The following is a 26,716-nucleotide window of genomic DNA, read 5'->3' as shown; positions in this document are numbered from 1 at the left end:
CTGCAGCGTGCCTTTGACCACTGGCGCAACGTCTATAACCTTGAACGGCCGCACACCTCGCTGGATATGGCAGTGCCCGCTTCGCGGTATCAGCCATCAGCGCGGCAGTACAACAGTCACGCTGAACTCCCGGAATACGACGAGGGCGTGATGGTCAGGAAAGTGGATATCAGCGGAAAACTGAGCCTGAGAGGGGTAACGCTGAAGGCAGGAAAAGCGTTCAGGGGCGAATATGTGGGACTGAAGGAAGGGGCTGAAGATGGCTGTTATGAGGTGTGGTGGTACAGCACGAAAGTGGGGGTGATCGACCTGAAGAAAAAGTCGATCACCATGGGTAAAGGATGTTAAATAGTGTTCACCATGTCCCCGAACACCTGTCTACCATGTCCCCGGACCGTACACTCCCACGGGGAGAGGGAATTTAATCCCCCTTTCCCTTTGGGAGAGGGCCGGGGTGAGGGGAAAACCTTACTTCTGCGCTGCCAGCGCCTCATTCACCCAGCTGTCAAACTGCTGCTGGTGGGCTTTGATCCAGCCGTCAACGTGACCCTGGACATCCGCTTCAGATGATTTGCCTGCGTGCATCATCGCATTCTGGGCGTTGATATCCGCCAGTGGCAATTTCATTACCGAGAACAATTTCGCCGCCGCCGGGTTTTTCTCAGCCCAGGCTTTGTTGGCAACGATATGCATGGTGTTCACCGGGAAACCATAGTTCATGCCGTTCGGCAGTTTGGTGTCGATGTCCTTCTGCTCGCCTGGCAGGGAAGAGAATGGCACCTGCAGCCACACCACGTCTTTACCCGGTTTCATTACATCGCTGACCCAGTACGGCGTCCAGGTGTAGTAAATAATCGGTTTGCCTTCTTTAAAGCGGGCAATGGTATCGGCCATCATCGCAGAGTAGTTACCGTGGCTCACATCGACGGTTTTCTCCAGGTCGAAAGCTTTGTTCTGGTGATTAATCACCGCCTCACAGCCCCAGCCTGGTGAACAGCCCATCATGTCGGCTTTACCGTCACCGTTGGTATCGAACAGTTTGGCGATCTTCGGATCTTTAAGCTGCTCGATATTGGTGATGTGGTATTGATCGGCGGTTTTCTTGTCGATCAGATAACCCTGTGCTGCGCCAGTCACAAAAGTGCCTTCGCGGTAAAACTTCTTATTTCCGCCCGCTGCGGCATACATATCATCGTGCAGCGGTTGCCAGTTCACGGCGGTAAAAGTCGCATCGCCAGAGGCAATCGAGGTATAGCCGACGTTGTAATCCACTTCGCTGGCTTTATTGACCGTGTAGCCCAGCTTTTCCAGTGCGCGGCTGACCAGCATGGTCTGGAAGGATTCTTCAGAAATAGTGCTCTGAATCGGTTGAACGGTCACGCCTTTGCCCGGCAAATCAGCGGCAAATGCGCTGGAGGATACAAGGGTGGCAAACGCTGTGGCAAAAAGGATGTTATGTCGCATCGTTGTTCCTTATTTAATGAATGGACGGGTCATCAACCCGATCGGGCCGGTGCTGTACCAGCGACGGTTGCCGCGACTGCGTGAATCGCGACCGACAGCCTGAGTCAGACGGTCAAGAATAATGGCGAGGATAACGATCCCAACGCCGCCCACGGTGGCCAGCCCCATATCGAGACGACCGATGCCGCGCAGTACCATCTGACCGAGTCCGCCAACGGCGATCATCGACGCAATAACGACCATCGACAGGGCGAGCATCAGCGTCTGGTTCACACCCGCCATAATGGTGGGCATCGCCAGCGGAAGCTGCACTTTGAATAACATCTGGCGCGGGCTTGCGCCGAACGAACGCGAAGCTTCAATCAAGTCGGCTGGGACCTGGTTAATCCCCAGAATGGTCAGACGGATAATAGGCGGCAGGGCGAAGATAATCGTTACCACCACGCCCGGTACGTTACCGATCCCAAACAGCATGACGATTGGTACCAGATAGACAAATGCTGGTGTGGTCTGCATCGCATCCAGCAGTGGACGTATTATTTTCGCCGCCTTCGGACTCCGCGCCAGCCAGATCCCCATCGGCAAGCCGATGACTACGCAGAACAGCAGGGCGGTGAGCACCAGTGCCAGAGTAATCATCGCCTGCGACCAGGCGCCAATTGCGCCAATCACAATCAATGAAATCAGCGTTGCGATCCCCATTCCTGCACTGCCGAACTGCCAGGCAATCAGCGCAAACAGAATGATGGCAACAGGTGCCGGCATACCCAGCATCATCTGCTGGAAGCCATTCAGGATGTAGTCCACCGGGACGCGAATGCCCTGGAACACCGGACGGAAGTGGGTGACCACCCAGTCGATGCCTTCGGTCACCCAGCTATCCAGCGGGATCAGCGTCTTATGGAACGGGTCCATAATATTGAAATGTTCCGGTGCTGGAGCGGGCGCGCTGGTGAGCCAGTCGCTCGCACCGCCGCCGTCAGCCGGTGCGGGCGCAGAAGAACCCCAGGCATCTGCGGATTGCGCGGCGCTGTCCGCCGCCTCTGTGGTTCCCCACGGGTTTGATTGATCAGCCATTGTTTGTTCCCTCGCGATCTAAAGCCTGCAGCAGCATGCGTTTTGAGATGATGCCGACGTACTGTTGTTCTTCTCCGACGACCGGGACCGCGCACGGCGCCTGGCCTACATGAGAGAGCAACTCGCTGAGCGGCGTTTCGGCGTCCACGGCAAGCGGAGCGTCGAGTAACGCCGCATCGATTCCCTGATTTTCGCTGAGCGCGTGTTTCAGAGAGTCGATGGAGACAATGCCAACAAACTTATTACCGCGTTCAATCACATAGCCATATTCGCGGTCTTCATCCTGCAACAGTTTCAGCGCGGAACGCGGCCCAAAACCTGGCGTGCGGCGGATAATACCTTCCAGCGCGCGACGGGAAATATCCTTAGCGCTAAATACCTGGCTAATATCCACGCCACGGAAGAAGGTGCGGACATAATCATTTGCCGGATTATTAAGAATTTCATCCGGCGTGCCCACTTGCACCACTTCGCCGTTTTGCATAATGGCAATTCTGTCGCCTATACGCATCGCTTCATCAAGATCGTGGGAAATAAATACCACGGTGCGTTGATGTTTTGCCTGCAGTTTTACCAGCTCATCCTGCATCTCAGTACGAATTAAAGGATCAAGCGCAGAGAAGGCCTCATCCATTAATAAGATATCGGGATTAATGGCTAATGCGCGGGCTAAACCGACGCGCTGGCGCATACCGCCAGAAAGTTCATCAGGATAGCCGTGGGCATAATTTTCCAGGCCCACCTGACGTAATGCATCCAGTGCTTTTTCCTGGCGAATAGCTGCAGGGATTCCTGCTAATTCCATACCGAAAGCGGTATTATCCAGTACCGTCATATGTGGCATTAGCGCGAATGACTGAAAGACCATCGCAATCTTTTTCCTGCGCACCTCACGAAGCTCGGTGTCAGATATTTTGGCGATATCCACGCCATCAATCAGCACCTGTCCGCGGGTGGGTTCAATCAGGCGATTGAGAAGGCGAACCATAGTGGATTTACCCGAACCGGATAACCCCATGATGACGAAAATCTCGCCTTCTTCAATTGCCAGACTGGCGTCTTTAACGCCAAGGGATAATCCTGTCTTTTCCAGGATTTGTTCTTTTGAAAGTCCTTTTTCAATATATTTGAATGCGCGCTGTGGATGCTCGCCAAATACTTTATAGAGATTTTTAACTTCTAATTTAATTGCCATGCAATAGAGTCATTCCCGTTATTTATTAGCGTCGATATGAATACCATTAAAAATAATGAACTGGCCATACCCTAACATACTGAGAATCTGAGACAACCCTTGCGGCGTCTGTGGCACGAATTTTGCCATTAGCGAATCGTCTGAATTTCCCATGAGGAAAGGGCTGAGCGGGTGTTGAATTTTTCTGAGATTTTTTGCCGCAGGGTCGGGGAATTTCTTCTGAATCGGAATAATTCAGGAGAATATGACGCTGGAATTACAGTATAGATGATGGGGGATATTTATGGGAAAGGAAGTGGAGTTTATATTAAATTCAGATTCGTTATTTTCCCCTCACCCCGGTACTCTCCCCAAAGGGGCGAGGGGGAAAAGACCGCACCGAACAGTCCCCTCTCCCGTTTGGGGAGAGGGTTAGGTGAGGGGGAAAGACTTATCTAAAAATCCCAGTCCTCATCCTCCGTTTCCACCGCTTTACCCATCACATAAGACGACCCGGAACCCGAGAAGAAATCGTGGTTTTCGTCGGCATTTGGCGAGAGCGCTGCCAGAATCGCTGGGTTCACTGCCGCCATTTCCGGTGGGAAAAGCGCCTCGTAGCCGAGATTCATCAGCGCCTTATTGGCGTTGTAACAGAGAAACGCTTTCACGTCCTCTTCCCAGCCCGTTCCAGCGTACAACTCTTCGGTATAGTTCAGCTCGTTATCATAGAGATCCATCAGCAAATCCAGCGCAAACCCTTTCAGCTCTTCGCGCTTCACCTCGCTGATTTTCTCCAGCCCTTTCTGATACTTATACCCAATGTAATACCCATGCACTGCCTCATCGCGGATGATCAGGCGAATCAAATCGGCGGTGTTGGTGAGCTTACCGCGACTCGACCAGTACATCGGCAGCCAGAAGCCGGAATAAAAGAGGAACGATTCCAGAAACACGCTGGCGATTTTCTTCTTCAGTGGCTCATCGGCCTGATAATACTCCAGCACCAGCTGCGCTTTACGCTGCAACGAGGCGCTCTCTTCGCTCCAGGTATAAGCTGCATCCACATCTTTGGTCTGGCACAGCGTCGAGAAAATCGAACTGTACGAGCGAGCGTGAACCGCCTCCATAAAACTGATATTCGACATCACCGCCTCTTCGTGCGGGGTCAGCGAATCGGCCATCAGCGCCGGTGCGCCGACGGTGTTCTGGATAGTGTCGAGCAGCGTTAATCCGGTAAATACACGGATTGTCAGCTGTTGTTCGGCTTGGCTGAGCGTGGCCCACGCCGGAATATCGTTCGACAGTGGCACCTTTTCCGGCAGCCAAAAATTACTGGTCAGCCGGTTCCACACCTCCAGGTCTTTATCGTCCTGAATCTTATTCCAGTTAACGGCACTGACGCGTGACAGTTTCATCCTTTCTCCTTACAGCGCGCAGGACACGCAGCCTTCAATTTCGGTGCCTTCCAGCGCAAGCTGACGCAGGCGAATGTAGTACAGGGTCTTGATGCCTTTTTTCCAGGCGTAAATTTGCGCCTTGTTAATATCACGGGTGGTGGCGGTATCGGGGAAGAACAGTGTCAGCGACAGCCCCTGATCCACATGTCGCGTGGCCTCGGCGTAGGTATCAATAATCTTCTCCGGACCGATTTCATACGCATCCTGATACAGCGCCAGATTTTCGTTGGTCATAAACGGGGCGGGGTAGTACACGCGCCCGGTTTTGCCTTCCTTGCGAATTTCGATTTTTGAAACGATCGGGTGAATGCTCGACGTCGCATGGTTGATATACGAAATTGACCCGGTCGGCGGCACCGCCTGTAGGTTCTGGTTATAGATGCCGTACTGCATCACGTCGGCGCGCAGCTGTTGCCACATCTCGCGCGTTGGAAGCGAGACTCCGGCCCGGGCAAACAGCGCGCGCACTTTGTCGGTTTTCGGCTGCCAGTCGCTTTCCAGATACTGATTAAAATACTCCCCGCTGGCGTAGCGCGACTGCTCAAACCCGGCGAAGCGCTGGTTGCGCTCGCGGGCCAGCATCATCGAGGTATGCAGCGCATGCCAGGTGATGGTGTAGAAATAGAGGTTGGTGAAATCCAGTCCTTCCGCGCTACCGTAAAAAATCCCTTCGCGAGCCAGATAACCGTGCAAATTCATCTGCCCCAGTCCGATGGCGTGGGACGCGGTATTCCCGACTTCAATCGACGGCACGCTGCGGATGTGGCTCATGTCCGACACCGCCGTCAGGCCGCGAATGGCGGTTTCAACGGTGCGGCCAAAATTCGGCGAATCCATAGTGTGGGCAATATTCAGTGAGCCGAGATTGCAGGAGATATCTTTGCCTGTGTCGGCATAATCCAGATTCTCGTCGTACGTCGACGCGCTGTTGACCTGCAAAATCTCCGAGCACAAGTTGCTCATATTGATGCGCCCGGCAATCGGATTGGCGCGGTTCACCGTATCTTCATACATGATGTACGGATAGCCGGATTCAAACTGGATTTCAGCCAGGGTCTGGAAGAAATCGCGGGCGTTGATGTATTTTTTGCGAATACGTTCGTCGGCAACCAGCTCGTCATACAGCTCGCTAATCGCCACATCGCCAAAAGGCTTGCCGTAGATGCGCTCAATGTCGTACGGCGAGAAGAGGGCCATCTCGGCATTCTCTTTCGCCAGCTGGAAAGTGATATCGGGGATTACCACGCCAAGCGACAGGGTTTTGATACGGATTTTTTCGTCGGCGTTTTCGCGTTTGGTATCGAGGAAACGCAGAATGTCCGGGTGATGGGCGTGAAGATAGACCGCGCCCGCACCCTGACGCGCTCCCAGCTGATTGGCATACGAGAACGCATCTTCCAGCATTTTCATCACCGGGATCACTCCCGAAGACTGATTCTCGATGCGCTTAATGGGCGCACCGGATTCCCGCAGATTCGACAGCAAAAACGCCACGCCGCCGCCGCGTTTGGAGAGTTGCAGAGCCGAGTTCACCGCGCGTCCAATCGACTCCATATTGTCTTCGATGCGCAGCAGGAAACAGGAGACCAGCTCACCGCGCTGCGCTTTACCGCAGTTGAGGAACGTCGGCGTAGCGGGCTGGAATCGACCGGAAAGGATCTCATCCGTCAGCTGCTGCGCCAGGGCTTCATCACCCTGCGCCAGCGTTAAAGCCACCATGCACACGCGATCTTCAAAACTTTCCAGATAGCGTTTGCCGTCGAAGCTTTTGAGCGTATAGCTGGTGTAGTATTTCCAGGCGCCGAGGAAGGTCTGAAAACGAAAACCGCTGGCGTGTGCGCATTCAAACAGGCTCACTACAAAGGCGCGATCGTAGCGCGTCAGCACCCGCTCTTCGTAATAGCCTTCGTTGACCAGGTAGTCGAGCCGCGCCTGCTGGCTGGCAAATGGCACCATGTTCGGACGGACGTGGGCGGCAAAAAAGGCGTCCACCGCCTCATGATCTTTGCCAAATTGAATATGCCCCTCGCGATCGTAGAGGTTTAGCATCGCGTTCAGGGCGTGGTAATCCGTCGATCCCTGCATTACGCGTTCTGCGGTTGTCGTTGCCAAAATTCGTTCACTCCTTTACGCACGTTTTCTACGTCCTGCTGTGTCCCCATCAGTTCAAAACGATAGAGATACGGCACGCCGCACTTTTGAGAGATAACATCCCCGGCGCGGCAAAATGCATCGCCAAAGTTGCGATTACCTGCCGCGATCACGCCGCGAATCAGCGCTCGGTTATGGGGATCATTAAGAAAGCGGATCGCCTGACGGGGCACCGCGCCCGCCGTCCCACCGCCGCCATAGCTTGGGACCACCAGAATATAAGGTTCGTCTACCTGAATACGCTCGCGCTCGTTGAGCGGAATGCGCACGGCGGGCAGCCCGACGCGCTCGATAAAGCGCAGCGTATTTTCCGAGCTGCTGGAAAAGTAGACGAGCAGACTCATGCGCTGGCGGCCTGAGTTTGCAGGCGGTTAATCATGTCCGGGCGAAAGCCTGACCAGCTGGTTTCCCCGGCGATCACCACCGGAAGCTGACGGAATCCTTGCGCACGCAGGGTATCTGCCGCATCGGGCTGTAAGTCCACATTCACCATCTCAAACTCGACGCCACGGCTTTCCATTGCTCGTTTAGTGGCGTGACACTGAACGCAGTCGTTACGAGTGTAAATAGTAATGCTCATGATTCGTATTTCCATTTAGAATGAAGGAACGGCGCGATTGAACGCGTCGGGTTGTAGGTGTCTGGCTAAAAGGAATACTAGATGTAGTTGATGTAAGTTTCAACCATACAAGATATGGGATTTATGGCGTGATTTTTCCTCGATGCGAGTCAAAGTGAGGAGGGGCGGGCCGTGCAAGGGTTTTGGTTGTTTATTGACCAAAAAAAATAAAAACCCCCGAACGCCAGAGCGAACGAGGGTCATGCATGATGCGTTTAAGGGTTATTTATTACGCAGCGTTAGCAGGGCACCGATAAAAATCCCCACCGCAGCGACAGTCCCCACGGCATACAGCGGTTTATCGCGAACGAAACTACTGGCACAGCCAATGGCGTCGCAGGCGGCTTGCGATGTGCGCGAGCGGCCATTCATCCGGGCGCGGGTTTCACGCAGCAGAGACTGAGCCTTACGTCTGGCGACATCCGCCTCATCCTTTGCATCTGAGCCCCAGGATTTCAACACATCTTCCAGTGTGTCCGCTAATTGGCTGACATCGTTACGAATATCCTGAGCGTCGTCATTAATATCGTTTCGGTTCGGTCTGTTAAACATACGATCCTCCATAATTTTGCGTTCATACTCAGTTTAGCCCAGGATTTTAATATCTGAAGCGAGTCACGACATATCGTGGCCTTTATGGATTTATCTGAAAGCGTTGCTAATGCTGAATATTGTAAGGTTGGCCCGCAGGAAAAGATAACGAGGATAAAATATGTATTTACGACCCGATGAGGTGGCACGCGTTCTTGAAAAAGCGGGTTTCATCATGGATGCAGTGACTCAAAAAACATACGGATATCGCCGTGGCGATAATTATGTTTATGTTAACCGCGAAGCCCGAATGGGGCGCACTGCGCTGATTATTCATCCCACGCTAAAAGACCGCAGTTTGTCGTTTGCTGAGCCGGCCACAGATATCAAAACCTGCGATCATTACGAGCAATTCCCGCTGTACTTAGCGGGTGAACGGCACCAGCACTACGGTATTCCGCACGGTTTTAGCTCCCGCATGGCGCTGGAGCGATTTCTGCAAGGTTTGTTTGGCGAACCGCAATAAATCCGCGACTGGCGTCGGCCAGTCGCAGCACGTTACGCCTGAGACCGATGATACTGGCTGACTTTAAACAGGCGGCGGCAGTAATCGAGGAAGTAGCCATAGACGGCGCCCATCAACATCGACACCACAATATTTGAGCTGACAGCTGCAGCAATCTGATGCCAGTCTGCGCCGACCGTCAGTAAAATAGCCACATATACCGGAGACTGGAAGGTGACGTAAGCCAGCACGTCCGCCAGGTTTTTCATCCATCCGGACGGGCTAAAGCGACGCGCCACGCGCATCACCGCATCACGGTAAAATCCATACGGCCATGCAATAAGAATGTTGACTGGAATAGCGACCAGTCTGGAAGAAAGTGACTGTTCAAACGACATTCCGGAGAGGAATATCTCGATCGCCATGTTCACAACGGAACAGTAGACAACCATCGCGAAAGTGTCTGCAACTGCGTGACGCAGGCGAGACTGCGGTGAGAACATGTCCAAACTCCTTGAGAAAACCACAAAACAGAAATTTTACCCGCAGCGAACGGTGCTTTAGGTTGGTTTATTTAACGTGTATAGAGTATATCTCTGCCTTGAAAGTCACAATTAGTGATTTATTTTTATTTAATGGCCTTTTGTCGATAAAATGCTCTAAAAGTGTCTGCATTTCACCCGGCCTGATATTTTGTGTCTCTCGGTATTAATTGACATTTAAAATCAATGTGTTAGTTGTATTTTGCGCTGCGATACAAGCCGCAAAGGCATCCCTCTCAGCAGACGCTGCTCTAAGTTGTATAAAAATCAGGCAGTCTGTGATTAATGTTCTATTAAGGCCCATTTAATGGTGAATTATTCTGATATGGGATCTGTTTTACTATGCTTAACACGTGAATGATTATTCATCTATGTAAACGAAACCGTGGTCTTTCCCCCCATACACGCCATTTTGAAAACAAATAGTGTGATAAACAAATGCAATATTGTGGGGAATGCAAATAAAGGTAAGGATAATTAATTAAATATTTTTGAATGTCCTTAATAAAAGTCTGGGAGGAATCTCGCTGGATATTCAAAGTAAAGTGGATTACCATATTGAACTATTGCTCATTGAATCAACTCATAAAAGGTCTTCAGTAATATGTCTTCAATGTTACAAAATCTTAATAATATCCGTACCCTTCGCGCAATGGCGCGTGAATTCTCTATAGATGTGCTTGAAGAAATGCTGGAAAAATTCCGCATCGTTACGGAAGAAAAACGTAATGAGCAAGATGAAATGCAGAGCCAGCAGGCTGAACAGCAGCAGAAAATTAATGCGCTGTTGGAGCTGATGAAAGCAGACGGTATTTCTCCGGAAGATTTGCTGGGTAAAGACGTACTGAAAGGCGCCAGCCAGCCGCAAAAACGTCAGGCACGTGAAGCGAAATATCGTTTTACTGACGTTAACGGTGAAGAAAAAACCTGGACCGGTCAGGGCCGCACCCCTAAGCCTATCGCGAATGCGCTGGCAAACGGTCAATCACTGGATGATTTCCTGATCTAAGTGGTTTACATCAGGGCGGTATTGCACCGCCCTGAGCTTTCAGCAGACGCCGAAATCGCCGTCTTCTTTATACAGCGCCACATCCGCCGCCTTCAGCGTAAATTTCTCGCCTTGCTCATTGCTTGCCTGCACGGCAACAATCTGATCCTCATGGACTTCAACCACTTTCAGTTTTGGGCCGCCCATACGTGGCTGCACAAGATCTCCAACAGTAAACATAGTGACCTCCTCATTTTGGTGTTTCTTACCTTAGCCCACGTCGCCAGCAGGGTACAGGCTTAACGCGCGAATACCTCTTATTCGCCAGTCTGTGCGATTGTAAAGAGGGTAAAGGAGCGTAAAAGCTCGCGAGCGGAATGGCAGGCCACGGTAAACTCACTACGCTTAAAGATAAATTATCTTTTTTAACAATTACCTGTTTAGCTTGTATGGAGAATGTATGGGTTTCTGGCGTATCGTTTTTACTATTCTTATCCCACCGCTGGGCGTATTGCTTGGCAAAGGCTTCGGCTGGGCGTTTATTCTTAATATCGTTCTGACTCTTTTGGGTTACATTCCGGGGCTTATTCATGCTTTCTGGGTGCAGTCCCGCGATTAAACGTTAATCTCGCCACAATAAATCGCTATAAACCCCGGTCAGGACGCCTTGAGGCCCAAACTGCTGTTTGATCCAGCGGGTTACCTGGCCGGTCGCCGCATGTTGTGTTGCCAGCAACATGCGGGAATCCTGACGGGGATTGTTAATCCGCCGCGTCACCAGCAGGCCTTCTTCCACCGCTTCCCGCGCCATATGTTCCGGTAAAAAGCCAATCCCTTCGCCAAGAATCTGACACTGGCATTTGGTGTTAAAGTCCGGCACCAGAATCGCCTCCTGCCCGTGCAGCAACCATCCCACTTTTTTATTGATCGTGTGCGCCGTATCCTCAACCATGATATTCGGGTAAAGGCGCAGCTGGCTCTCGGCAATAGGCTCCGGGGAAAATGCCAGCGGATGCTGGGGAGAGATGGCGAACACCCATCGAATCGCGCCAATCTCCGTGTAATCAATCCCACCGCCGTCGAGCAGCGTATCTGGCGCACCAATGGCAATATTCGCCTGGTTATTAATAATCGAATCCCACACGCCGTTATACACCTCGGTGGTGACCGTGATCTGGCAGGTCGGGAACTGTTTTTTTAATACCTGCAACAGTCTCGCGGTATGGCGCGGCGTATATAAAAGCTGGTTAATACAAATGCGTACCCGCGCTTCGATGCCCTGTGAAATGGTATCAATCCCGCGTTTGATGGCGTGAAAATCATTAAGCAAATCCGTCGCTTTACGATAAAAGTAAAATCCGGATTCCGTCAGTTCGATACTGCGGGTATTACGCACGAACAGTACGACGTCCAGCCCGGTCTCCATCCGTTTGATGGTGTAACTTATCGCGGATGTCGTCACGCCCAGTTCGTCTGCCGCTTTACTGAAGCTGCCGAAGCGCGCCGCAGCGGTAAAAGCCAGCAGGTTCTCTTCAGTGAAAATAGAATTCATGGCTCACTCTCTTATGCCAACAGCTTCGGCGGTATTGTTGAATCTATTTGTAATCCACCCAAACGGCAATCAGTTTTGAACAGTATTTAACACTGCGGTTACAACTCATTTGAGCGCAATCACACTTCTGTGATTTTGTTTCAGGCCGCGCCAGTAAAGGCGTGTTGAGCCATAAGCAGAAAGCACTTCTGTGCGGAAAAAGCGCTCGAAAGATAAGAAAAACATTGCACCGACGCACGTTTTGACTCAACTGTTGATTTTGATTCAACAATCAATGTGCTTACGATGAATGAAATTTAAGCGGATTCTTTTATCCCTGGGCTGTTGCTATTCTCAGGTCATCAGAAATGAAAAATCGGAGTCTGAATATGTCTGCAAATGAACTCGTTACTGAATTTCTGCTGGCGGCAGAGCAGGGCAATCTGGATGCACTTAAAGCCTGTCTGGAAAAAGGCGTGGATATCAACGCCACCAATCGCCAGAAAAGAACCGCCATTATTACTGCCAGCCTCAAAAAGCATTATCCTTGCGTTGAATTTCTTATTTCCGCCGGTGCGGATATCGATAAACAGGATCAGACCTGTTTCAATCCGTTCTTAATCAGCTGCCTGACGAACGACCTAACTCTGCTGCGCATTATCCTGCCCGCGAATCCGGACTTGGATCGTCTGTCGCGTTTTGGCGGCGTGGGTATTACGCCTGCCAGTGAAAAAGGTCACGTGGAAATTGTCCGCGAACTGTTGACCCGCACAGATATCAACGTCAATCACACCAACTTTGTCGGCTGGACGCCGCTGCTGGAAGCGATCGTGCTCAACGATGGCGGCCCGAAACAGCAGGAGATCGTCAAATTACTTCTCGACCACGGCGCCAATCCGCACATGACCGACAAATACGGTAAAACGCCGCTCGAACTGGCACGCGAAAAAGGCTATCACGCCATTGCCGAGCTGCTGTTAGCCGCCGGCGCGTAATGCATTCGGCAAGCCTTTCCGGGCTTGCCTGACCTGAAAATTTTCACGTTTACCATCATGCCTTAATCATGATGGCGGCCCCCTTTTGCCCGCATTCGGGAGGAAACATGCCCACCAAAATCGTTATTAAAAAGAACACTTATTTTGATTCTGTTTCGCTGATGTCGGTTTCGACCAAAGCCAATAAATTGCCTGGTGTGGAACAGGCGTTTGTGGCGATGGCGACCGAAATGAACAAAGGCGTATTAAAAAACCTCGGCTTATTAACGCCGGAACTGCAGGACGCTAAAAACGGCGACCTGATGATTGTGATTAAAGGTGAGTCTGCCAATGACGAAACCCTGGCGGCCATCGAAGAATTGTTTACCCGCAAAGAGAGCGGCGGTGCGCACGAAGCGCGTTTCGCCACGCTCGCCAGCGCCAAAACCCATCGTCCTGACAGCAATCTGGCGGTGATTTCGGTCAACGGCCTGTTTGCCGCCCGCGAAGCGCGCCAGGCGCTGGAAAACGATCTCAACGTGATGCTCTTCTCTGATAACGTCAGCCTCGATGACGAACTGGCGCTCAAGCAGCTGGCGCATGAGAAAGGCCTGCTGATGATGGGCCCGGACTGCGGCACTGCCATTATCAATGGCGCCGCGCTGTGCTTTGGCAACGCGGTCCGTCGCGGACCGATCGGCATCGTGGGCGCGTCGGGCACCGGCAGCCAGGAGCTGAGCGCGCGCATTCATGAATTCGGCGGCGGCATATCGCAATTGATCGGCACCGGCGGGCGCGATTTAAGTGAAAAAATCGGCGGCCTGATGATGCTCGACGCCATTGAAATGCTGGAAGCCGACGAGGCCACCCAGGTGATCGCCTTAATCTCTAAACCGCCTGCGCCAAAAGTGGCTGAAAAAGTGCTGGCCCGCGCCCGCGCCTGCCGCAAACCGGTGGTGGTCTGTTTCCTCGGGCGCAACGAACCGCCCGCCGATGAAGACGGCCTGCAGTTCGCGCGCGGAACCAAAGAGGCAGCCCTGAAAGCGGTCCTCCTCACCGGTATCAAAAAAGAGTCGCTGGATCTGCACCCGCTCAACTGGCCGCTTATTGAAGAAGTCCGTACGCGTCTGACACCGCAGCAAAAATACATTCGCGGCCTGTTCTGCGGCGGCACTTTGTGCGACGAAGCGATGTTCGCGGCGCTGGAAAAATTCGACGACGTTTACAGCAACATCCAGCCGGATCCGACCAAACGGCTGGCCGATCTCAACGTCAGCCAAGCCCATACCTTCCTTGATTTCGGCGACGATGATTTCACCAACGGCAAACCGCATCCGATGATCGACCCGACCAACCGCATCAGCCGTCTGTTGCAGGAGGCGCGCGACCCGGAAGTCGGCGTGATCGTGATGGATTTCGTGCTCGGCTTTGGCTCCCACGAGGACCCGGTCGGGGTGATGATCGACGCTATCAAAGAGGCGCAGGCTATCGCCAAAGCGGATAACCGCCCGCTGGAGATCCTCGGCTACGTGCTCGGCACCGATCTGGATACCCCGTCCCTGTCGCAGCAGTGCCAGTTGCTCACGAATGCAGGTGTGATCTGGGCCAGCAGCAGCACCAATACCGGATTACTGGCGCGTGAATTTGTCTGCAAAGGAGAAAAAGCCTGATGAAAACCTTATTTAACCAGCCGCTGAACGTCATTAATGTCGGTATCGCCATGTTCAGCGACGATCTCAAAAAACAACACGTGCCGGTCACGCAGCTCGACTGGACGCCGCCGGGGCAGGGCAATATGCAGGTGGTGGAGGCGCTGGATCAGCTGGCACAGTCCACGCTTGCCGAAAAAATCGCCGCCGCCAACAAACAGGCGCTGGAGCGCATTATTCAGTCCCATCCGGTGCTGGTGGGCTTTGATCAGGCCATCAACGTGGTGCCTGGCATGACTCGCACCACCATTCTGCATGCCGGCCCACCGGTGGCGTGGCAAAACATGTGCGGCGCAATGCGCGGCGCAGTGACGGGCGCATTGGTGTTTGAAGGGTTGGCAAGCGATCTGGACGACGCCGAGCGCCTCGCGGCATCCGGAGAAATCACCTTCTCGCCGTGCCACGAACACGACTGCGTCGGCTCGATGGCGGGTGTCACCTCGGCGTCGATGTTCATGCACATCGTCGAGAACAAAACCTACGGCAACCGTGCGTTCACCAATCTCAGCGAGCAGATGGCGAAAATCCTGCGCATGGGCGCTAACGATCAAAGCGTGATTGATCGCCTGAACTGGATGCGCGATGTGCTCGGCCCGATGCTGCGTGATGCGATGAAAATCATCGGCGAAATCGATCTGCGCTTAATGCTGGCTCAGGCGCTGCACATGGGCGATGAGTGCCACAACCGCAACAACGCAGGCACCACGCTGTTGATCCAGGCGCTAACGCCGGGGCTGATTCAGGCCGGTTATCCGGTAGAGCAGCAGCGTCAGGTGTTCGAGTTCGTAGCGAGCAGCGACTACTTCTCCGGCCCGACGTGGATGGCGATGTGCAAAGCCGCGCTGGATGCCGCGCATGGCATCGAGTACAGCACCGTGGTCACGACGATGGCGCGAAACGGGTACGAATTTGGCCTGCGCATTTCTGGCCTGCCGGGGCAGTGGTTTACCGGCCCGGCGCAGCAGGTGATTGGCCCGATGTTTGCCGGTTACAAACCGGAGGATTCCGGTCTGGATATCGGCGACAGCGCCATCACCGAAACCTACGGCATCGGCGGATTTGCGATGGCGACGGCGCCGGCGATTGTCGCGCTGGTGGGCGGCACGGTGGACGAAGCCATCGACTTCTCGCGCCAGATGCGCGAAATCACCCTTGGCGAAAACCCGAACGTCACCATTCCGCTGCTCTCGTTTATGGGCATCCCAACGGCGATTGATATCACCCGCGTTGCCGCCAGCGGCATTCTGCCGGTGATCAACACCGCCATCGCCCACAAAGACGCCGGGATCGGCATGATTGGGGCGGGCATCGTTCACCCGCCATTTAGCTGTTTTGAAAAGGCGCTGTTGACCTTCCGCGATCGCTACTTTTTATAAGGTAAGCATTCATGAAAAGCATGAAACTGGAGTGGAAAAGAGGTGACTGGGCGGCCTATTTCGGGCTCATGACCAATAACCTGACTAATCTGTTGACCATGATGGGGCTGCTCATTTTTGTCGTCGGCATCCCGAAAGAGATTGTTTATGGGCGTATCGCGCCAGCCTTCGGGCTGGCGGTGCTGGTCGCCAGCATCTGTTACACGTGGTTTGGCCTGCAAATGCAGCGCCAGACCGGGCGCAACGATGTGACGGCGCTGCCGTCTGGCCCGAGCGCGCCGTCCATTTTCACCGTGACGTTTCTGGTACTTATGCCGGTTTATCAGCAGACTGGTGATGCGGATTTTGCCATCCAGATAGGTCTGGTGTGGTGCTTCGTGGAAGCGATGATTCTGGCGGGCGGTTCGTTCCTTGGCGAAACCATTCGCAAGATGATCCCGCGTACCGTGCTGCTGTCGTGCCTCTCCGGTTTAGGTCTGCTGTTGCTGGCGATGAACCCAATGCTGCAGGCGTTCGAAGCGCCGACGGTCTCCTTCATCGTGCTGCTGCTGATCTTTATCAACTGGTTTGGTAAAAAGCCGATCTTCGCGCGCATTCCGACCGGCCTGTTGTTACTGGTTGCCGGTACTGCGCTGGCGTGGATCTCCGGCCTGCAAAGCCCGGAAGCGATCAAAGCGTCCATGTCCTCGTTCGGCTTTAACCCGCCGTCAGTCCACATAGACAGTTTCATGCAAGGTTTACCGCACGCCCTGCCGTATCTGGCGTCGGCGGTCCCGCTGGGGCTGGCGAACTATATCTTTGACCTCGAAAACATCGAAAGCGCCCACGCGGCAGGGGATGAATACCCGACCCGCAAAGTGATGCTGGCCAACGGCCTGGCCTCCATGCTTGGCTGTCTGATGGGCAATCCGTTCCCGGTGACAGTCTACGTCGGCCACGCGGGATGGAAAGCGATGGGCGCGAGCATCGGCTACACCCTGGCGTCGGGCGTCACCATGTTCATCGTGCCGCTGTTCGGGCTGGGGGCCTTTATGCTCGCCATCATTCCGATGACCGCCATCGTGCCGATTCTGGTGTTTATCGGCGTGGTCACCGCCAACCAGGTGGTGAGGGAAACGCCTAAAGTAGAGGTGCCCGTCATCTTTATCTGCCTGTTCCCGTGGATCGCCAACTGGGCGCTGACCATGATGAACAGCGTGATGGGTGCAGCGGGGACTAACGCCGCGAAGATTGGCACCGACGTGCTGCACAGCAAAGGTATCTACTACGAAGGGCTGATGCATCTGGGCAACGGCGCACCGCTCGCCAGTATGCTGTGGGGCTGTATCGCCATCTTCGCCATCCTCAATAAACCGTTGCGCGGGGCGATCGCCGCAGCCGTCGGTGCACTGCTGGCGCTGTTTGGCGTGATTCATGCCCCGGTGGTCGGTTTTGCCGAAGGCAGTTCGCTGATGTTCGTCACCGCGTACCTGATGATGAGCGGGATGTTCGTGGTGAAACACATCATGGATAGCCGCGAAGTAGCGCAGGCGCCAGCGCCGGTTTCAGAGTCCTGATAATGCCTGATGCCCTCACCCTAACCCTCTCCCACAGGGAGAGGGAACTGGTTTATTCCTCACCTCTGGATAGAGGGAGGACTGGTTTTCTCCCTCACCTCTGGATAGAGGGAGGACTGGTTTTCTCCCTCACCTCTGGATAGAGGGAGGACTGGTTTTCTCCCTCACCCTAGGATAGAGGGACGACTGTTTTTCTCCCTCTCCCTGTGGGAGAGGGCCGGGGTGAGGGCACCAGACCGCACAATTCCTAAGGAAAACACATGAAAGAACTCATGGTCGTCGCCATCGGTGGCAACAGCATTATCAAAGATAACGCCAGCCAGTCGATTGAACATCAGGCGCAGGCAGTCAAAGCGGTGGCGGAATCGGTGTTAGAGATGCTCGCCTCCGACTACGACATCGTCCTCACCCACGGCAACGGCCCGCAGGTGGGCCTCGATTTACGTCGCGCGGAGATCGCCCACGAGCGCGAAGGTCTCCCCCTGACGCCGCTCGCCAACTGCGTCGCCGACACTCAGGGCGGGATCGGCTATCTGATCCAGCAGGCGCTAAACAACCGTCTCGCCGCGCGCGGTGAGCAAAAGGCGGTGACGGTAGTCACGCAGGTGGAGGTGGATCAAAACGATCCCGGTTTTACCCATCCCACCAAGCCTATCGGTGCCTTTTTCAGCGAAGCTCAACGCGATGAGCTACAGCTCGCTCATCCCGACTGGCACTTTGTCGAAGATTCCGGGCGCGGATACCGTCGCGTGGTCGCCTCGCCGCAGCCGGTGCGCATTGTCGAAGCCGATGCCATCAAAACCCTGACGCAAAAAGGCTTTGTGGTGATCGGCGCGGGAGGCGGCGGAATTCCGGTGATCCGCACCGCTGAAGGGGATTATCAAAGCGTCGACGCGGTGATTGATAAAGATCTCTCCACCGCGCTGCTGGCTCGTGAAATTTCTGCCGACGTGCTGGTGATCACCACCGGCGTCGAGAAAGTGTGCGTGAATTTTGGCAAGCCGAACCAGCAGGCGCTCGACACCGTCAACGTGGCGCAAATGACGCGCTACAGGGAAGAGGGCCATTTTCCGGCGGGCAGCATGCTGCCGAAAATTGTCGCCAGCCTGGCGTTCCTGCAACAGGGCGGCAAACGGGTCATTATCACCTCGCCAGATTGCCTGCCTGCGGCGCTGCGCGGAGAGACCGGCACCCACATCGTGAACGCGTAAGAAAGTCAGAAAAGGAAGAGAAGATGAAAGAGAATAAAAGCCGCCGGGAATTTATCAGCCAGAGCGGCAAAATGGTCACTGCCTGCGCGCTGTTTGGCGCGACCGGTTCCGTCGCGTATGCTGCTGACACAGCAAAAGAGACCTGCGAGACGGGCAAACCGATGAACATCACTGCGAAACATTACTACCTCGACAACGTGCTGCTGGAGGCCGGGTTTAATTTTGACGGCGACGTAGCCACCAGCACGCGCACCGAGCTGAAAACGCTGGAAATTAAAGACGGTAAAATCGTCGCTCTGCACGACAATAAAAGCCACGCCGACAGCACGCTTTCGCACTACAACGCGGGCGGCAAGCTGATGCTCCCGGCGATGCGCGACATGCACATCCATCTGGACAAAACCTTCTACGGCGGCCCGTGGCGATCGCTCAATCGCCCGGCGGGAACGACGATTCAGGACATGATCCGCCTTGAGCAAAAATTGCTGCCGGAGCTGCAGCCTTACACGCAGGAGCGCGCGGAAAAGCTGATCGATCTGATCCAGTCCAAAGGCTCGACCATCGCCCGCAGCCACTGCAATATCGAGCCGACCTCTGGCCTGAAAAATCTGGAAAATCTGCAGGCGGTGCTGGCGCGGCGTAAAGCCGGTTTTGACTGTGAAATCGTGGCCTTCCCGCAGCACGGATTACTGCTGTCTAAATGCGAGCCGCTGATGCGCGAAGCGATGCAGGCCGGGGCGCACTACGTCGGCGGGCTGGACCCGACTAATGTCGACGGCGCGATGGAAAAATCCCTCGACGCCATGTTCCAGATAGCGCTGGATTACGACAAGGGCGTGGACATCCATCTGCACGAAACCAGCCCGGCAGGCGTGGCGGCGGTGAATTATATGGTCGAGATGGTCGAGAAAACACCGGAACTGAAGGGCAAACTGACCATCAGCCACGGCTTTGCGCTGGCGACGCTCAACGAGCAGCAGGTAGACGCCATCGCCACGCGCATGGCGGCACAGCAAATCACCATCGCCTCGACCGTGCCGATTGGCACGCTGCACATGCCGCTCAAACAGCTGCGCGATAAAGGCGTGTTTGTGATGACAGGTACCGACAGCGTGATCGACCACTGGTCGCCGTATGGCCTGGGCGACATGCTGGAAAAAGCGAACCTTTACGCGCAGCTCTATATCCGCCCGAACGAACAAACCCTGTCGCGCGCGCTGGGGATTGCCACTGGCGACGTGTTGCCGCTGAACGATAAAGGCGAGCGCGTGTGGCCGAAAGCGCAGGATGACGCCAGCTTTGTGCTGGTGGACGCCTCCTGTTCCGCAGAAGCCGTGGCGCGCATCTCTCCGCGTACCGCCACGTTCCATAACGGCAATCTGGTGTGGGGTAACGTGAGCTAATGTTGCGCCGGGTGGCGGCTACGCCTTACCCGGCCTACAAAACCAACAGCAGGACTAACCGTAGGCCCGGTAAGCGCAGCGCCACCGGGCATTTTAGTCCGCACAGCCGCGTGCTGCCGGGTGGCGGCTATGCCTTACCCGGCCTACAAAACCAACAGCGGCACGAACCGTAGGCCCGGTAAGCGCAGCGCCACCGGGCATTTTAGGCCGCACAGCCGCGTGCTGCCGGGTGGCGGCTACGCCTTACCTGGCCTACAAAACCAACAGCAGCACGAACCGTAGGCCCGGTAAGCGCAGCGCCACCGGGCCTTTTAGGCCGCACAGCCGCGTGCTGCCGGGTGGTGGCTACGCCTTACCCGGCCTACAAAACCAACAGCAGCACGAATCGTAGGCCCGGTAAGCGCAGCGCCACCGGGCATTTTAGTCCGCACAACCGCGTGCTGCCGGGTGGCGGCTATGCCTTACCCGGCCTACAAAACCCATACCATGCGATATACTGCTACGCATATTCACAAAGAGGGATCTGCGATGGCACAAAATATCTACGACAATCCGGCGTTTTTCGAGGGCTACGCCCAGCTTCCGCGCTCGGTACAGGGGCTGGACGGCGCACCGGAATGGCCTGTACTCAAAAAAATGCTGCCCGACCTGTCGGGCAAATCGGTCATCGATCTGGGCTGCGGTTACGGCTGGTTCTGTCGTAGCGCGCGCGAAATGGGTGCTGCGCAGGTGATAGGCGTCGATATCTCGGAAAAAATGCTCGCCCGCGCTTCAGAGTTAACTCACGATCCGGCGATCACTTATCAACGCAGCGATCTGGAATCTTTAACGCTTGCAGACAACAGTCTCGACCTGGTTTACAGCTCGCTGGCGCTGCACTATTTGCCGGAACTCGATACATTGTTTAGCCATGTTCAGCGCGCGTTAAAGCCTGGCGGCAGCCTGGTCTTTTCGATGGAACATCCGATCTACACCTGCGCCTCGCGCCAGGGGTGGTTGACGGATGATAACGGGGATCGTTTCTGGGGCGTGAATCAGTATCAGCAGGAAGGGCAGCGCGTCAGCAACTGGCTGGCGGATGGGGTGATCAAATATCACCGCACGCTCGGCACCACGCTGAATGCGCTGATAAAAGCAGGCTTAACGCTTCGTGAAGTCAACGAATGGGGCCCAACGCAGGCGCAGATTGACGCCTGGCCCGCGCTGGCGGAAGAGGCGGAGCGACCGATGCTGGTGCTGATCGCCGCCGTTAAACCTCAGTAACCGACTTTGTACACCTGGCCGCTTTGCACGCCTTCTACGCTGCGGCGGTAGGCCAGCGCGACGCGAGCAGCGGGCACGCTTTCGAAGCCGGGGAAGAATCCGTCGTACGCTTCGGCGGATTCGGTTAGCACCGTCGGGCTAATCAGGTTGATACGAATTCCGCGTGGCAGTTCGCAGGCGGCAGCGCGGACGAATCCGGCCAACGCGGCGTTCACCGTGGTGGCGTTGACACCCTGCGCAATCGGCTCATCGGCCACGATCCCGCTAATCAAGGTAATCGACCCGCCTTCATTCAGGTAATGTTGCCCGGTGAGTGCCAGGCGCACCTGCCCCAACAGTTTGTCCTGCAAGCCCTGGTTGAAATCGCTGTCTTTCATGGTTGCCAGCGGGCCAAAATGCAGGCCGCCGCTGGCAGACACGATGGCATCCACCGGGCCGATTTTTTCGAACAGTGCCTGCACGCTCTCCTGCGACGTGATATCCACCTGCTCATCGCCCTGCGTGCGACCGACGCGGATCACCTCATGTTTACGGCTCAACTCTTCGGTCACGGCGCGACCGACCGTACCGCTGGCACCAATAATGACGATTTTCATAGCAGACTCCTTCAGGTTGTGAGTCTCCATTCTTTAATAAATCAGAATTCGGATAAACTGGGCTAAAGTTAGAAGATTACTAACCAGAGGTTTGCAATATGGATAAGCTTCGCGGCATGGAAACCTTTATTACCGTGGTCGAAAGCGGCAGTTTTACCGGTGCAGCGGCCCGGCTGGAGATGTCGGCGGTGATGGTCGGGAAATACATCCAGCTTCTTGAAACGCAGCTTGGCACGCGTTTGCTGGAGCGCAATACCCGTCGTCAGAGTTTAACCGACGCCGGTCGCGTATTTTATGATGAAGCGAAACGGGTGCTGGAGCAGGTATCAATTGCCGAAAGTTCGGTCGAGCGTTTGCGTGCCGCTCCAGCCGGGACGCTGCGCATCAGTGCGCCGACCTCATTCGGGGGTTGTGTGATCGCTCCGCTCACGGCGACGTTTTTACAAGCCTGGCCCGAAGTGCGCGTTGAACTCGATCTGACCAACCGGATGGTCGATATGGTCAATGAAGGATTCGATCTGGCGATCCGCATTGGCGATATCCGTAACGACGATCTGGTCGCGAAGTACCTGTGTCCGTACCGGATGGTGATCTGCGCGGCACCCGACTATCTGGCGCGGCACGGAACGCCGCAAACGCCTGCCGATCTGGTCGATCATTTGTGCCTTTCGCACACGGTCTGGACCGCGCGCAATGAATGGCGACTGCCGGGTGTAGAAGGGGATGTGCGCTGGAAACGTGATGCCATTTTGCGCTGTAACGACGGGTATGGATTACGCACGGCGGCGGTTGCCGGAGCGGGTTTGCTGTTGCAGCCGGAGGTGCTGGTGGCGGAAGAGCTGGCGAATGGCCGGTTGATCCGCGTGCTGGAAAAGTACACGCCAGAACCGAGGCCGGTGCATATGCTGTGGCGTCAGGATTTACGCCCGTTACCGAAATTGACGCATTACATTGAGCATATTTTGCAGGGCATTCGTGCGGTTTAATGCCCTGCAAAATACCGCACTGACCTCGTAGGCCGGGTAAGGCGTAGCCGCCACCCGGCACAAACGCCGCTTAGAACCGGTAACCCACACCTACGTTCCAGCCGTTAATGGAATGGCTGCCATCGATATCGGCATTGGTGCCTTCATAACCGACATTAATCGCCAGTTCGGCGGTTGGGTTGAATTGCACGCCCGCGCCATAGGCGAAAGAGGTCGATTTTTCAGAAAGGCTGTCTTTCTGCGTATAACCATCGCCTGCGTTCACCCATTTGGTATCCACATCCGCTTTGGTATGTGCGACGCCGCCCAGGGCATATAACGAAACATATTCGTTAATACGATAAGCCGGACCGGCCATCAGCGAGTAATATTTCACGTCGATGTTATTTTTCACCGAATCAGAATCGACATAATATTTCTGATCGTCACTGCCGCTCATATAGGTGAAAGAGCCGATCACGCTCAGCGGGGAATCCCATTCGTAGCGATATTGTGCGTTGACGCCGCGAATATTTTTAAAGTTCTCAACTTTGCTCTGCGCATAGCCAACAGAGACAGTTTGGTTATCCGCCAGAGCAGCGCCGCTGGCCAGACTTGCCGCCACCAATACCGCCAGAGATATTGTTTTCATTTTCCGTAATCCTTGTGCCGTTGTTATTGTGATCATGCCGGATAAACCGACAAAGACGTCATGGATATTCCATGACAAATGGAGCGGTGAAATTGTTGTTTTTTTTGGCAAGGGAAGAAATGGGGATTAATCTTAAAGACCGGAATATTCCTGGTGTATCCCTCCCCTATATTGGTAGGGGAGGAGGATAATTTTAATTAGGGCATAATCCGGTCGGTTTTTTTAGCGGCCCACATTCATCGAAACCATAAACCTTATAGCCTTTTTGCGTCATGCAATTTAGCGTGTTATCCATTCGGTCACGATGTTCTTTTGGCGTTTCATTTTCATACGCGCTATTCAGCCCCCAGCTTTTATCATCGAGATTATCTTCCCGACGAACGCCGCAGGCGTAGAGATCCTCTTTGCGCTGCGAGACGTTGGTTCGCCCGGAGGCATCCGGTTTCTGGAAGACCTGAACCCACGGAACGTAGGCATAATTGGACGAATCCATATCCGCCACCACGCAGCCAGAGAGCAACAAAATCGCCCCAGACAGCCCGTATCGTGTGGCGGCAAGAGATAATTTCATGCTGAACTCCCTAATCTGCAGATCTGGCTTAATATTAAGTCTGATTACCGGTCATTTCTAGAGTCATCAGGATGAGGTGATAGATGGCGAGTCTGAAAGACGAACATAAGGTATTACCTGGCGTAAACGAAAATCGTGCTGCGCTCACCTTCGAGGAACGATTTCGCCAGTTCGGGTTTGCTGTCTTATTATTCATATTAGCGCTGGCACTGGGCGGTTTTTTTTCGACGGGGTATTTCAGCACCGCGCAGAAAGAAAATAAAAATCATACGCTACGACTTTATTATGAACGCTTTGGCCGCCTGCAAACGGAAGGTAAACTCAAGGTGACTGCCCCTTTTTCAAATTCCGGGGAATATGTCTTTCGCCTTGACGGTGATTTTAGCGATAATTTCCAGCCCGGCAATATCTCCCCTCAACCTGACCGCATGTTCAGTCAGGGAAAGGCCATTATCCTGGTCTATAACGCAATAAAAAATCACAGTGATTTTTCTGTAACGATGTACGTCACGCCAACGACGCCGGGAAAAGCGGTGAGCCGGGTTTCATTCAATAATGGGCCGGAAATCCGCTTCTGGCAGTTTATTTATCCCTAGGAGCGCAATATGGAGATGGTCTTTCGGGCACTGGCGATTTACCTGATCCTGCTGGTGGTATTCAAAGTCGCCGGGCGTCGGGCATTATTGCAGATGACCAGCTTTGATCTGATCTTACTGCTGATCATTAGCGAGGCGACGCAGCAGGCGTTGCTGGGGAATGACTTTTCGGTCACCGGCGCGATGCTGACGATCGTCACGCTGGTTGCGGTGGATATTCTATTCGGTCTGATGAAGAAGTATGTCTCTGGCGCAGAAACGGTTTTGGATGGTTCCCCGGTCATTCTGGTCGAAAATGGGATGCCTCTGACGGATAAACTCAAAAAAGTGGATGTTTCCTGCGATGATATTTTGGTCGCCGCGCGACAAAACCAGGGCATTACGGAATTCAGTAAAATAAAGTATGCAATTCTGGAGCGTACCGGGCATATCTCAATCATTCCCAAAGATGATCAGTAAACTCCAGCAAAAAGCGGCAAAGGGGATTATCAAAGCCCCGTACATGTGTTACTAACACTGTGAACATCATAAAAAAATCAGAAAAACAGGGTACGACAGTATGTCAAAGAACAAACTCGCCAGCAGCGTGCAAAGCCTGCAATCTTCCGCCATCCGTGAATTGTTAAAACACAGCAAAATGCCGGGTGTGATTTCCCTCGGCGGCGGCATTCCAAATCCCGATCTATTCGATCACGAAGGCTTACAAATTGCGGCCGATGCCGTCTTATCCCGACAGTTTGGCGAAGCCTTCCAGTATGGTTTGACCGAAGGCTACCCTTTACTTCGCGAAGCGATTGGGCAGATCTGTACTGGCCGAGGAATTGCCTGCCAGGCTGATGACGTGGTCATCACTTCCGGCTCGCAGCAGTCGCTGGATATTCTGGCCCGCGCGTTGATCAACCCCGGCGATACGGTGGTGGTGGAAAGCCCGACCTATCTCGCAGCGTTGCAGGTCTTTAGCCTCGCCCAGGCGAATCTTGAATCCGTCGGGACAGACGGCGAAGGGATGAAGGTCGATGAACTGGAAGCGCTGGTCAGCCGCAAAACCATTAAAGCCGTTTATATCGTGCCGACCTTCGGTAATCCTGGCGGCGTGACGCTTTCTGAAAGCCGCCGCAAGCAGCTGGTGGCGTTATCAAAACGCTACGATTTCGTGATTATTGAAGACGACCCGTACAGCGAAATTAACTACACCTCAGACGTGTTCCGCCCGCTGATGGCCCACGCCAAAGCCATCGGCAACGAACACAACGTGGTCTATACCTCGACCTTTTCTAAAATTCTGGCACCAGGCACCCGCGTCGGCTGGCTGGTGGTTCCGGAATGGCTGAAAAGGGCGGTAGTGAATCTCAAACAAACCACCGATTTGCATACCAGCACGTTGTCGCAGCTGATGACGTATGAATATCTGCAAACCGGGCGTCTGGCAGGGCAAATAAAGCTTATCCGTGAAGCCTATCGCCAGAAATATCAGACTTTTGCTGATGAACTGGAAAAAGAGTTGGGCGATGTGCTGACTTTCCACAAGCCGAAGGGCGGGATGTTCCTGTGGGCGAAATTCAACAATGGCCTCAATACCACCGAGTGGCTGGCGAAGACGCTGGCGAACGGCGTGGTGTTTGTGCCGGGCGAGTTCTTCTATTGCAGCAATCCCGATCGTTCGACGCTTCGCATGTCGTTCGTCACTCCCACCGATGAACAGCTGATAGAGGCCGTTCGACGCCTGAAAATTTCGCTCTGAACAGTCTTACGCATGATGGCACCGCCGCCATTGTGCGTAATAATGAGCCGGTGAGAAAATCTTA

29 protein-coding genes and 1 pseudogene are annotated in these 26,716 nt (G+C 54.2%); 16 read left to right on the top strand and 14 right to left on the bottom strand.

The annotated features are described in order from the left end of the window. Positions 1 to 348, top strand: a pseudogene (locus tag C3708_RS21535) (IS481 family transposase); the annotation flags it as partial. Positions 349 to 468: 120 nt separating this feature from the next. Here C3708_RS21535 and proX read toward each other — a convergent pair. The 8 genes from proX to C3708_RS21495 all read right to left on the bottom strand — a co-directional run bounded on the left by proX (position 469) and on the right by C3708_RS21495 (position 8,494). Beyond that, positions 469 to 1,464 (bottom strand): glycine betaine/L-proline ABC transporter substrate-binding protein ProX, encoded by a 996-nt coding sequence (gene proX / locus C3708_RS21530; RefSeq protein WP_095283023.1) that lies wholly within the window; start codon positions 1,462 to 1,464, stop codon positions 469 to 471. 9 nt (positions 1,465 to 1,473) lie between these two features. Then, positions 1,474 to 2,541 carry a glycine betaine/L-proline ABC transporter permease ProW gene (gene proW, locus C3708_RS21525; protein WP_095283022.1) on the bottom strand — a complete coding sequence of 356 codons (1,068 nt, stop codon included), beginning with the start codon at positions 2,539 to 2,541 and terminating at the stop codon, positions 1,474 to 1,476. Continuing rightward, a complete protein-coding gene (proV, locus tag C3708_RS21520; RefSeq protein ID WP_103950212.1) occupies positions 2,534 to 3,736 on the bottom strand; it encodes a glycine betaine/L-proline ABC transporter ATP-binding protein ProV in 1,203 nt (400 codons plus the stop codon). Before proV ends, proW begins: the two co-directional genes overlap by 8 nt. A 434-nt stretch (positions 3,737 to 4,170) precedes the next feature. Next, the gene (gene nrdF / locus C3708_RS21515; protein WP_103950211.1) at positions 4,171 to 5,130 is read right to left on the bottom strand and encodes a class 1b ribonucleoside-diphosphate reductase subunit beta; all 960 of its coding nucleotides are present in this window, start codon (positions 5,128 to 5,130) and stop codon (positions 4,171 to 4,173) included. 9 nt (positions 5,131 to 5,139) lie between these two features. Further along, positions 5,140 to 7,284, bottom strand: coding sequence for a class 1b ribonucleoside-diphosphate reductase subunit alpha (gene nrdE, locus C3708_RS21510; RefSeq protein WP_103950210.1), 2,145 nt, complete (start codon positions 7,282 to 7,284; stop codon positions 5,140 to 5,142). Then, positions 7,257 to 7,667, bottom strand: coding sequence for a class Ib ribonucleoside-diphosphate reductase assembly flavoprotein NrdI (nrdI, locus tag C3708_RS21505; protein WP_095283018.1), 411 nt, complete (start codon positions 7,665 to 7,667; stop codon positions 7,257 to 7,259). Before nrdI ends, nrdE begins: the two co-directional genes overlap by 28 nt. Then, on the bottom strand, positions 7,664 to 7,918 hold the full coding sequence (gene nrdH / locus C3708_RS21500; protein WP_095283017.1) for a glutaredoxin-like protein NrdH: 255 nt from the start codon (positions 7,916 to 7,918) through the stop codon (positions 7,664 to 7,666). The genes nrdI and nrdH overlap by 4 nt, the downstream gene beginning before the upstream one ends. Positions 7,919 to 8,164: 246 nt before the next feature. After that, positions 8,165 to 8,494: a DUF883 domain-containing protein gene (locus tag C3708_RS21495; RefSeq protein WP_095283016.1), complete on the bottom strand. Its 330-nt coding sequence runs from the start codon at positions 8,492 to 8,494 to the stop codon at positions 8,165 to 8,167. 160 nt (positions 8,495 to 8,654) lie between these two features. On the opposite strand from C3708_RS21495, the gene C3708_RS21490 reads away from it, so the two are divergent. Continuing rightward, complete coding sequence (locus C3708_RS21490; RefSeq protein ID WP_095283015.1) at positions 8,655 to 8,999, top strand: DUF2002 family protein; 345 nt, start codon at positions 8,655 to 8,657, stop codon at positions 8,997 to 8,999. 32 nt (positions 9,000 to 9,031) lie between these two features. Here C3708_RS21490 and alaE read toward each other — a convergent pair whose 3' ends face one another. Then, positions 9,032 to 9,481, bottom strand: a complete 450-nt coding sequence (gene alaE / locus C3708_RS21485; protein ID WP_095283014.1) for an L-alanine exporter AlaE — start codon at positions 9,479 to 9,481, stop codon at positions 9,032 to 9,034. A 643-nt stretch (positions 9,482 to 10,124) separates the two neighbouring features. Between alaE and stpA the strand changes: the two genes are divergently transcribed. Continuing rightward, entirely contained in the window at positions 10,125 to 10,529 is a 405-nt protein-coding gene (gene stpA / locus C3708_RS21480) for a DNA-binding protein StpA (protein ID WP_095283013.1), read from the top strand. Positions 10,530 to 10,568: 39 nt separating this feature from the next. On the opposite strand, the gene C3708_RS21475 is transcribed toward stpA, so the two are convergent. Next, a complete protein-coding gene (locus C3708_RS21475; RefSeq protein WP_095283012.1) occupies positions 10,569 to 10,748 on the bottom strand; it encodes a hypothetical protein in 180 nt (59 codons plus the stop codon). Between the two features lie 220 nt (positions 10,749 to 10,968). On the opposite strand from C3708_RS21475, the gene C3708_RS21470 reads away from it, so the two are divergent. Further along, positions 10,969 to 11,127, top strand: a complete 159-nt coding sequence (locus tag C3708_RS21470; RefSeq protein WP_095283011.1) for a YqaE/Pmp3 family membrane protein — start codon at positions 10,969 to 10,971, stop codon at positions 11,125 to 11,127. A gap of 3 nt (positions 11,128 to 11,130) precedes the next feature. Here C3708_RS21470 and C3708_RS21465 read toward each other — a convergent pair whose 3' ends face one another. After that, a complete protein-coding gene (locus C3708_RS21465; RefSeq protein ID WP_095283010.1) occupies positions 11,131 to 12,060 on the bottom strand; it encodes a LysR substrate-binding domain-containing protein in 930 nt (309 codons plus the stop codon). Positions 12,061 to 12,428: 368 nt separating this feature from the next. Between C3708_RS21465 and C3708_RS21460 the strand changes: the two genes are divergently transcribed. The 8 genes from C3708_RS21460 to C3708_RS21430 all read left to right on the top strand — a co-directional run bounded on the left by C3708_RS21460 (position 12,429) and on the right by C3708_RS21430 (position 21,531). Continuing rightward, on the top strand, positions 12,429 to 13,034 hold the full coding sequence (locus C3708_RS21460) for an ankyrin repeat domain-containing protein (RefSeq protein WP_103950214.1): 606 nt from the start codon (positions 12,429 to 12,431) through the stop codon (positions 13,032 to 13,034). Between the two features lie 107 nt (positions 13,035 to 13,141). After that, on the top strand, positions 13,142 to 14,683 hold the full coding sequence (gene fdrA / locus C3708_RS21455) for an acyl-CoA synthetase FdrA (RefSeq protein WP_103950209.1): 1,542 nt from the start codon (positions 13,142 to 13,144) through the stop codon (positions 14,681 to 14,683). After that, entirely contained in the window at positions 14,683 to 16,098 is a 1,416-nt protein-coding gene (locus tag C3708_RS21450) for a DUF1116 domain-containing protein (RefSeq protein ID WP_174348941.1), read from the top strand. Before fdrA ends, C3708_RS21450 begins: the two co-directional genes overlap by 1 nt. 11 nt (positions 16,099 to 16,109) lie before the next feature. Beyond that, a complete protein-coding gene (locus C3708_RS21445) occupies positions 16,110 to 17,654 on the top strand; it encodes a xanthine permease (RefSeq protein WP_103950208.1) in 1,545 nt (514 codons plus the stop codon). A gap of 260 nt (positions 17,655 to 17,914) precedes the next feature. Then, positions 17,915 to 18,865: a carbamate kinase family protein gene (locus C3708_RS21440; RefSeq protein WP_103950207.1), complete on the top strand. Its 951-nt coding sequence runs from the start codon at positions 17,915 to 17,917 to the stop codon at positions 18,863 to 18,865. Positions 18,866 to 18,888: 23 nt separating this feature from the next. Continuing rightward, positions 18,889 to 20,268: an amidohydrolase family protein gene (locus C3708_RS21435; protein WP_103950206.1), complete on the top strand. Its 1,380-nt coding sequence runs from the start codon at positions 18,889 to 18,891 to the stop codon at positions 20,266 to 20,268. 129 nt (positions 20,269 to 20,397) lie between these two features. Then, a complete protein-coding gene (locus C3708_RS23735) occupies positions 20,398 to 20,550 on the top strand; it encodes a hypothetical protein (protein ID WP_158251378.1) in 153 nt (50 codons plus the stop codon). 246 nt (positions 20,551 to 20,796) lie between these two features. Further along, positions 20,797 to 21,531: a bifunctional 2-polyprenyl-6-hydroxyphenol methylase/3-demethylubiquinol 3-O-methyltransferase UbiG gene (locus tag C3708_RS21430; protein ID WP_103950205.1), complete on the top strand. Its 735-nt coding sequence runs from the start codon at positions 20,797 to 20,799 to the stop codon at positions 21,529 to 21,531. Here C3708_RS21430 and C3708_RS21425 read toward each other — a convergent pair. After that, positions 21,525 to 22,127, bottom strand: a complete 603-nt coding sequence (locus tag C3708_RS21425) for a short chain dehydrogenase (protein ID WP_095283003.1) — start codon at positions 22,125 to 22,127, stop codon at positions 21,525 to 21,527. The two genes, C3708_RS21430 and C3708_RS21425, sit on opposite strands and share 7 nt — an antisense overlap. A gap of 98 nt (positions 22,128 to 22,225) precedes the next feature. Here C3708_RS21425 and C3708_RS21420 point away from each other — a divergent pair, with 98 nt between their 5' ends. After that, positions 22,226 to 23,113 carry a LysR family transcriptional regulator gene (locus tag C3708_RS21420; RefSeq protein ID WP_103950204.1) on the top strand — a complete coding sequence of 296 codons (888 nt, stop codon included), beginning with the start codon at positions 22,226 to 22,228 and terminating at the stop codon, positions 23,111 to 23,113. 70 nt (positions 23,114 to 23,183) lie between these two features. On the opposite strand, the gene C3708_RS21415 is transcribed toward C3708_RS21420, so the two are convergent. After that, positions 23,184 to 23,744: an Ail/Lom family outer membrane beta-barrel protein gene (locus tag C3708_RS21415; protein WP_103950203.1), complete on the bottom strand. Its 561-nt coding sequence runs from the start codon at positions 23,742 to 23,744 to the stop codon at positions 23,184 to 23,186. Positions 23,745 to 23,937: 193 nt separating this feature from the next. Continuing rightward, a complete protein-coding gene (locus tag C3708_RS21410) occupies positions 23,938 to 24,315 on the bottom strand; it encodes a hypothetical protein (protein ID WP_103950202.1) in 378 nt (125 codons plus the stop codon). A gap of 83 nt (positions 24,316 to 24,398) precedes the next feature. Between C3708_RS21410 and C3708_RS21405 the strand changes: the two genes are divergently transcribed. From C3708_RS21405 to C3708_RS21395, 3 genes are all read left to right on the top strand, one after another. Further along, the gene (locus C3708_RS21405; RefSeq protein WP_103950201.1) at positions 24,399 to 24,911 is read left to right on the top strand and encodes a hypothetical protein; all 513 of its coding nucleotides are present in this window, start codon (positions 24,399 to 24,401) and stop codon (positions 24,909 to 24,911) included. A 9-nt stretch (positions 24,912 to 24,920) separates the two neighbouring features. Then, a complete protein-coding gene (locus tag C3708_RS21400; protein ID WP_095282998.1) occupies positions 24,921 to 25,370 on the top strand; it encodes a DUF421 domain-containing protein in 450 nt (149 codons plus the stop codon). 100 nt (positions 25,371 to 25,470) lie between these two features. Next, on the top strand, positions 25,471 to 26,652 hold the full coding sequence (locus C3708_RS21395) for a PLP-dependent aminotransferase family protein (protein ID WP_095282997.1): 1,182 nt from the start codon (positions 25,471 to 25,473) through the stop codon (positions 26,650 to 26,652). Positions 26,653 to 26,716 lie beyond the last annotated feature (64 nt).

The sequence above is a fragment of the Lelliottia sp. 7254-16 genome (genome assembly GCF_002922995.1).
Lineage (GTDB): Bacteria > Pseudomonadota > Gammaproteobacteria > Enterobacterales > Enterobacteriaceae > Enterobacter > Enterobacter jeotgali.
The sequence above is the reverse complement of the archived record's forward strand: the minus strand, read 5'-3'. Positions and strand labels throughout refer to the sequence as shown.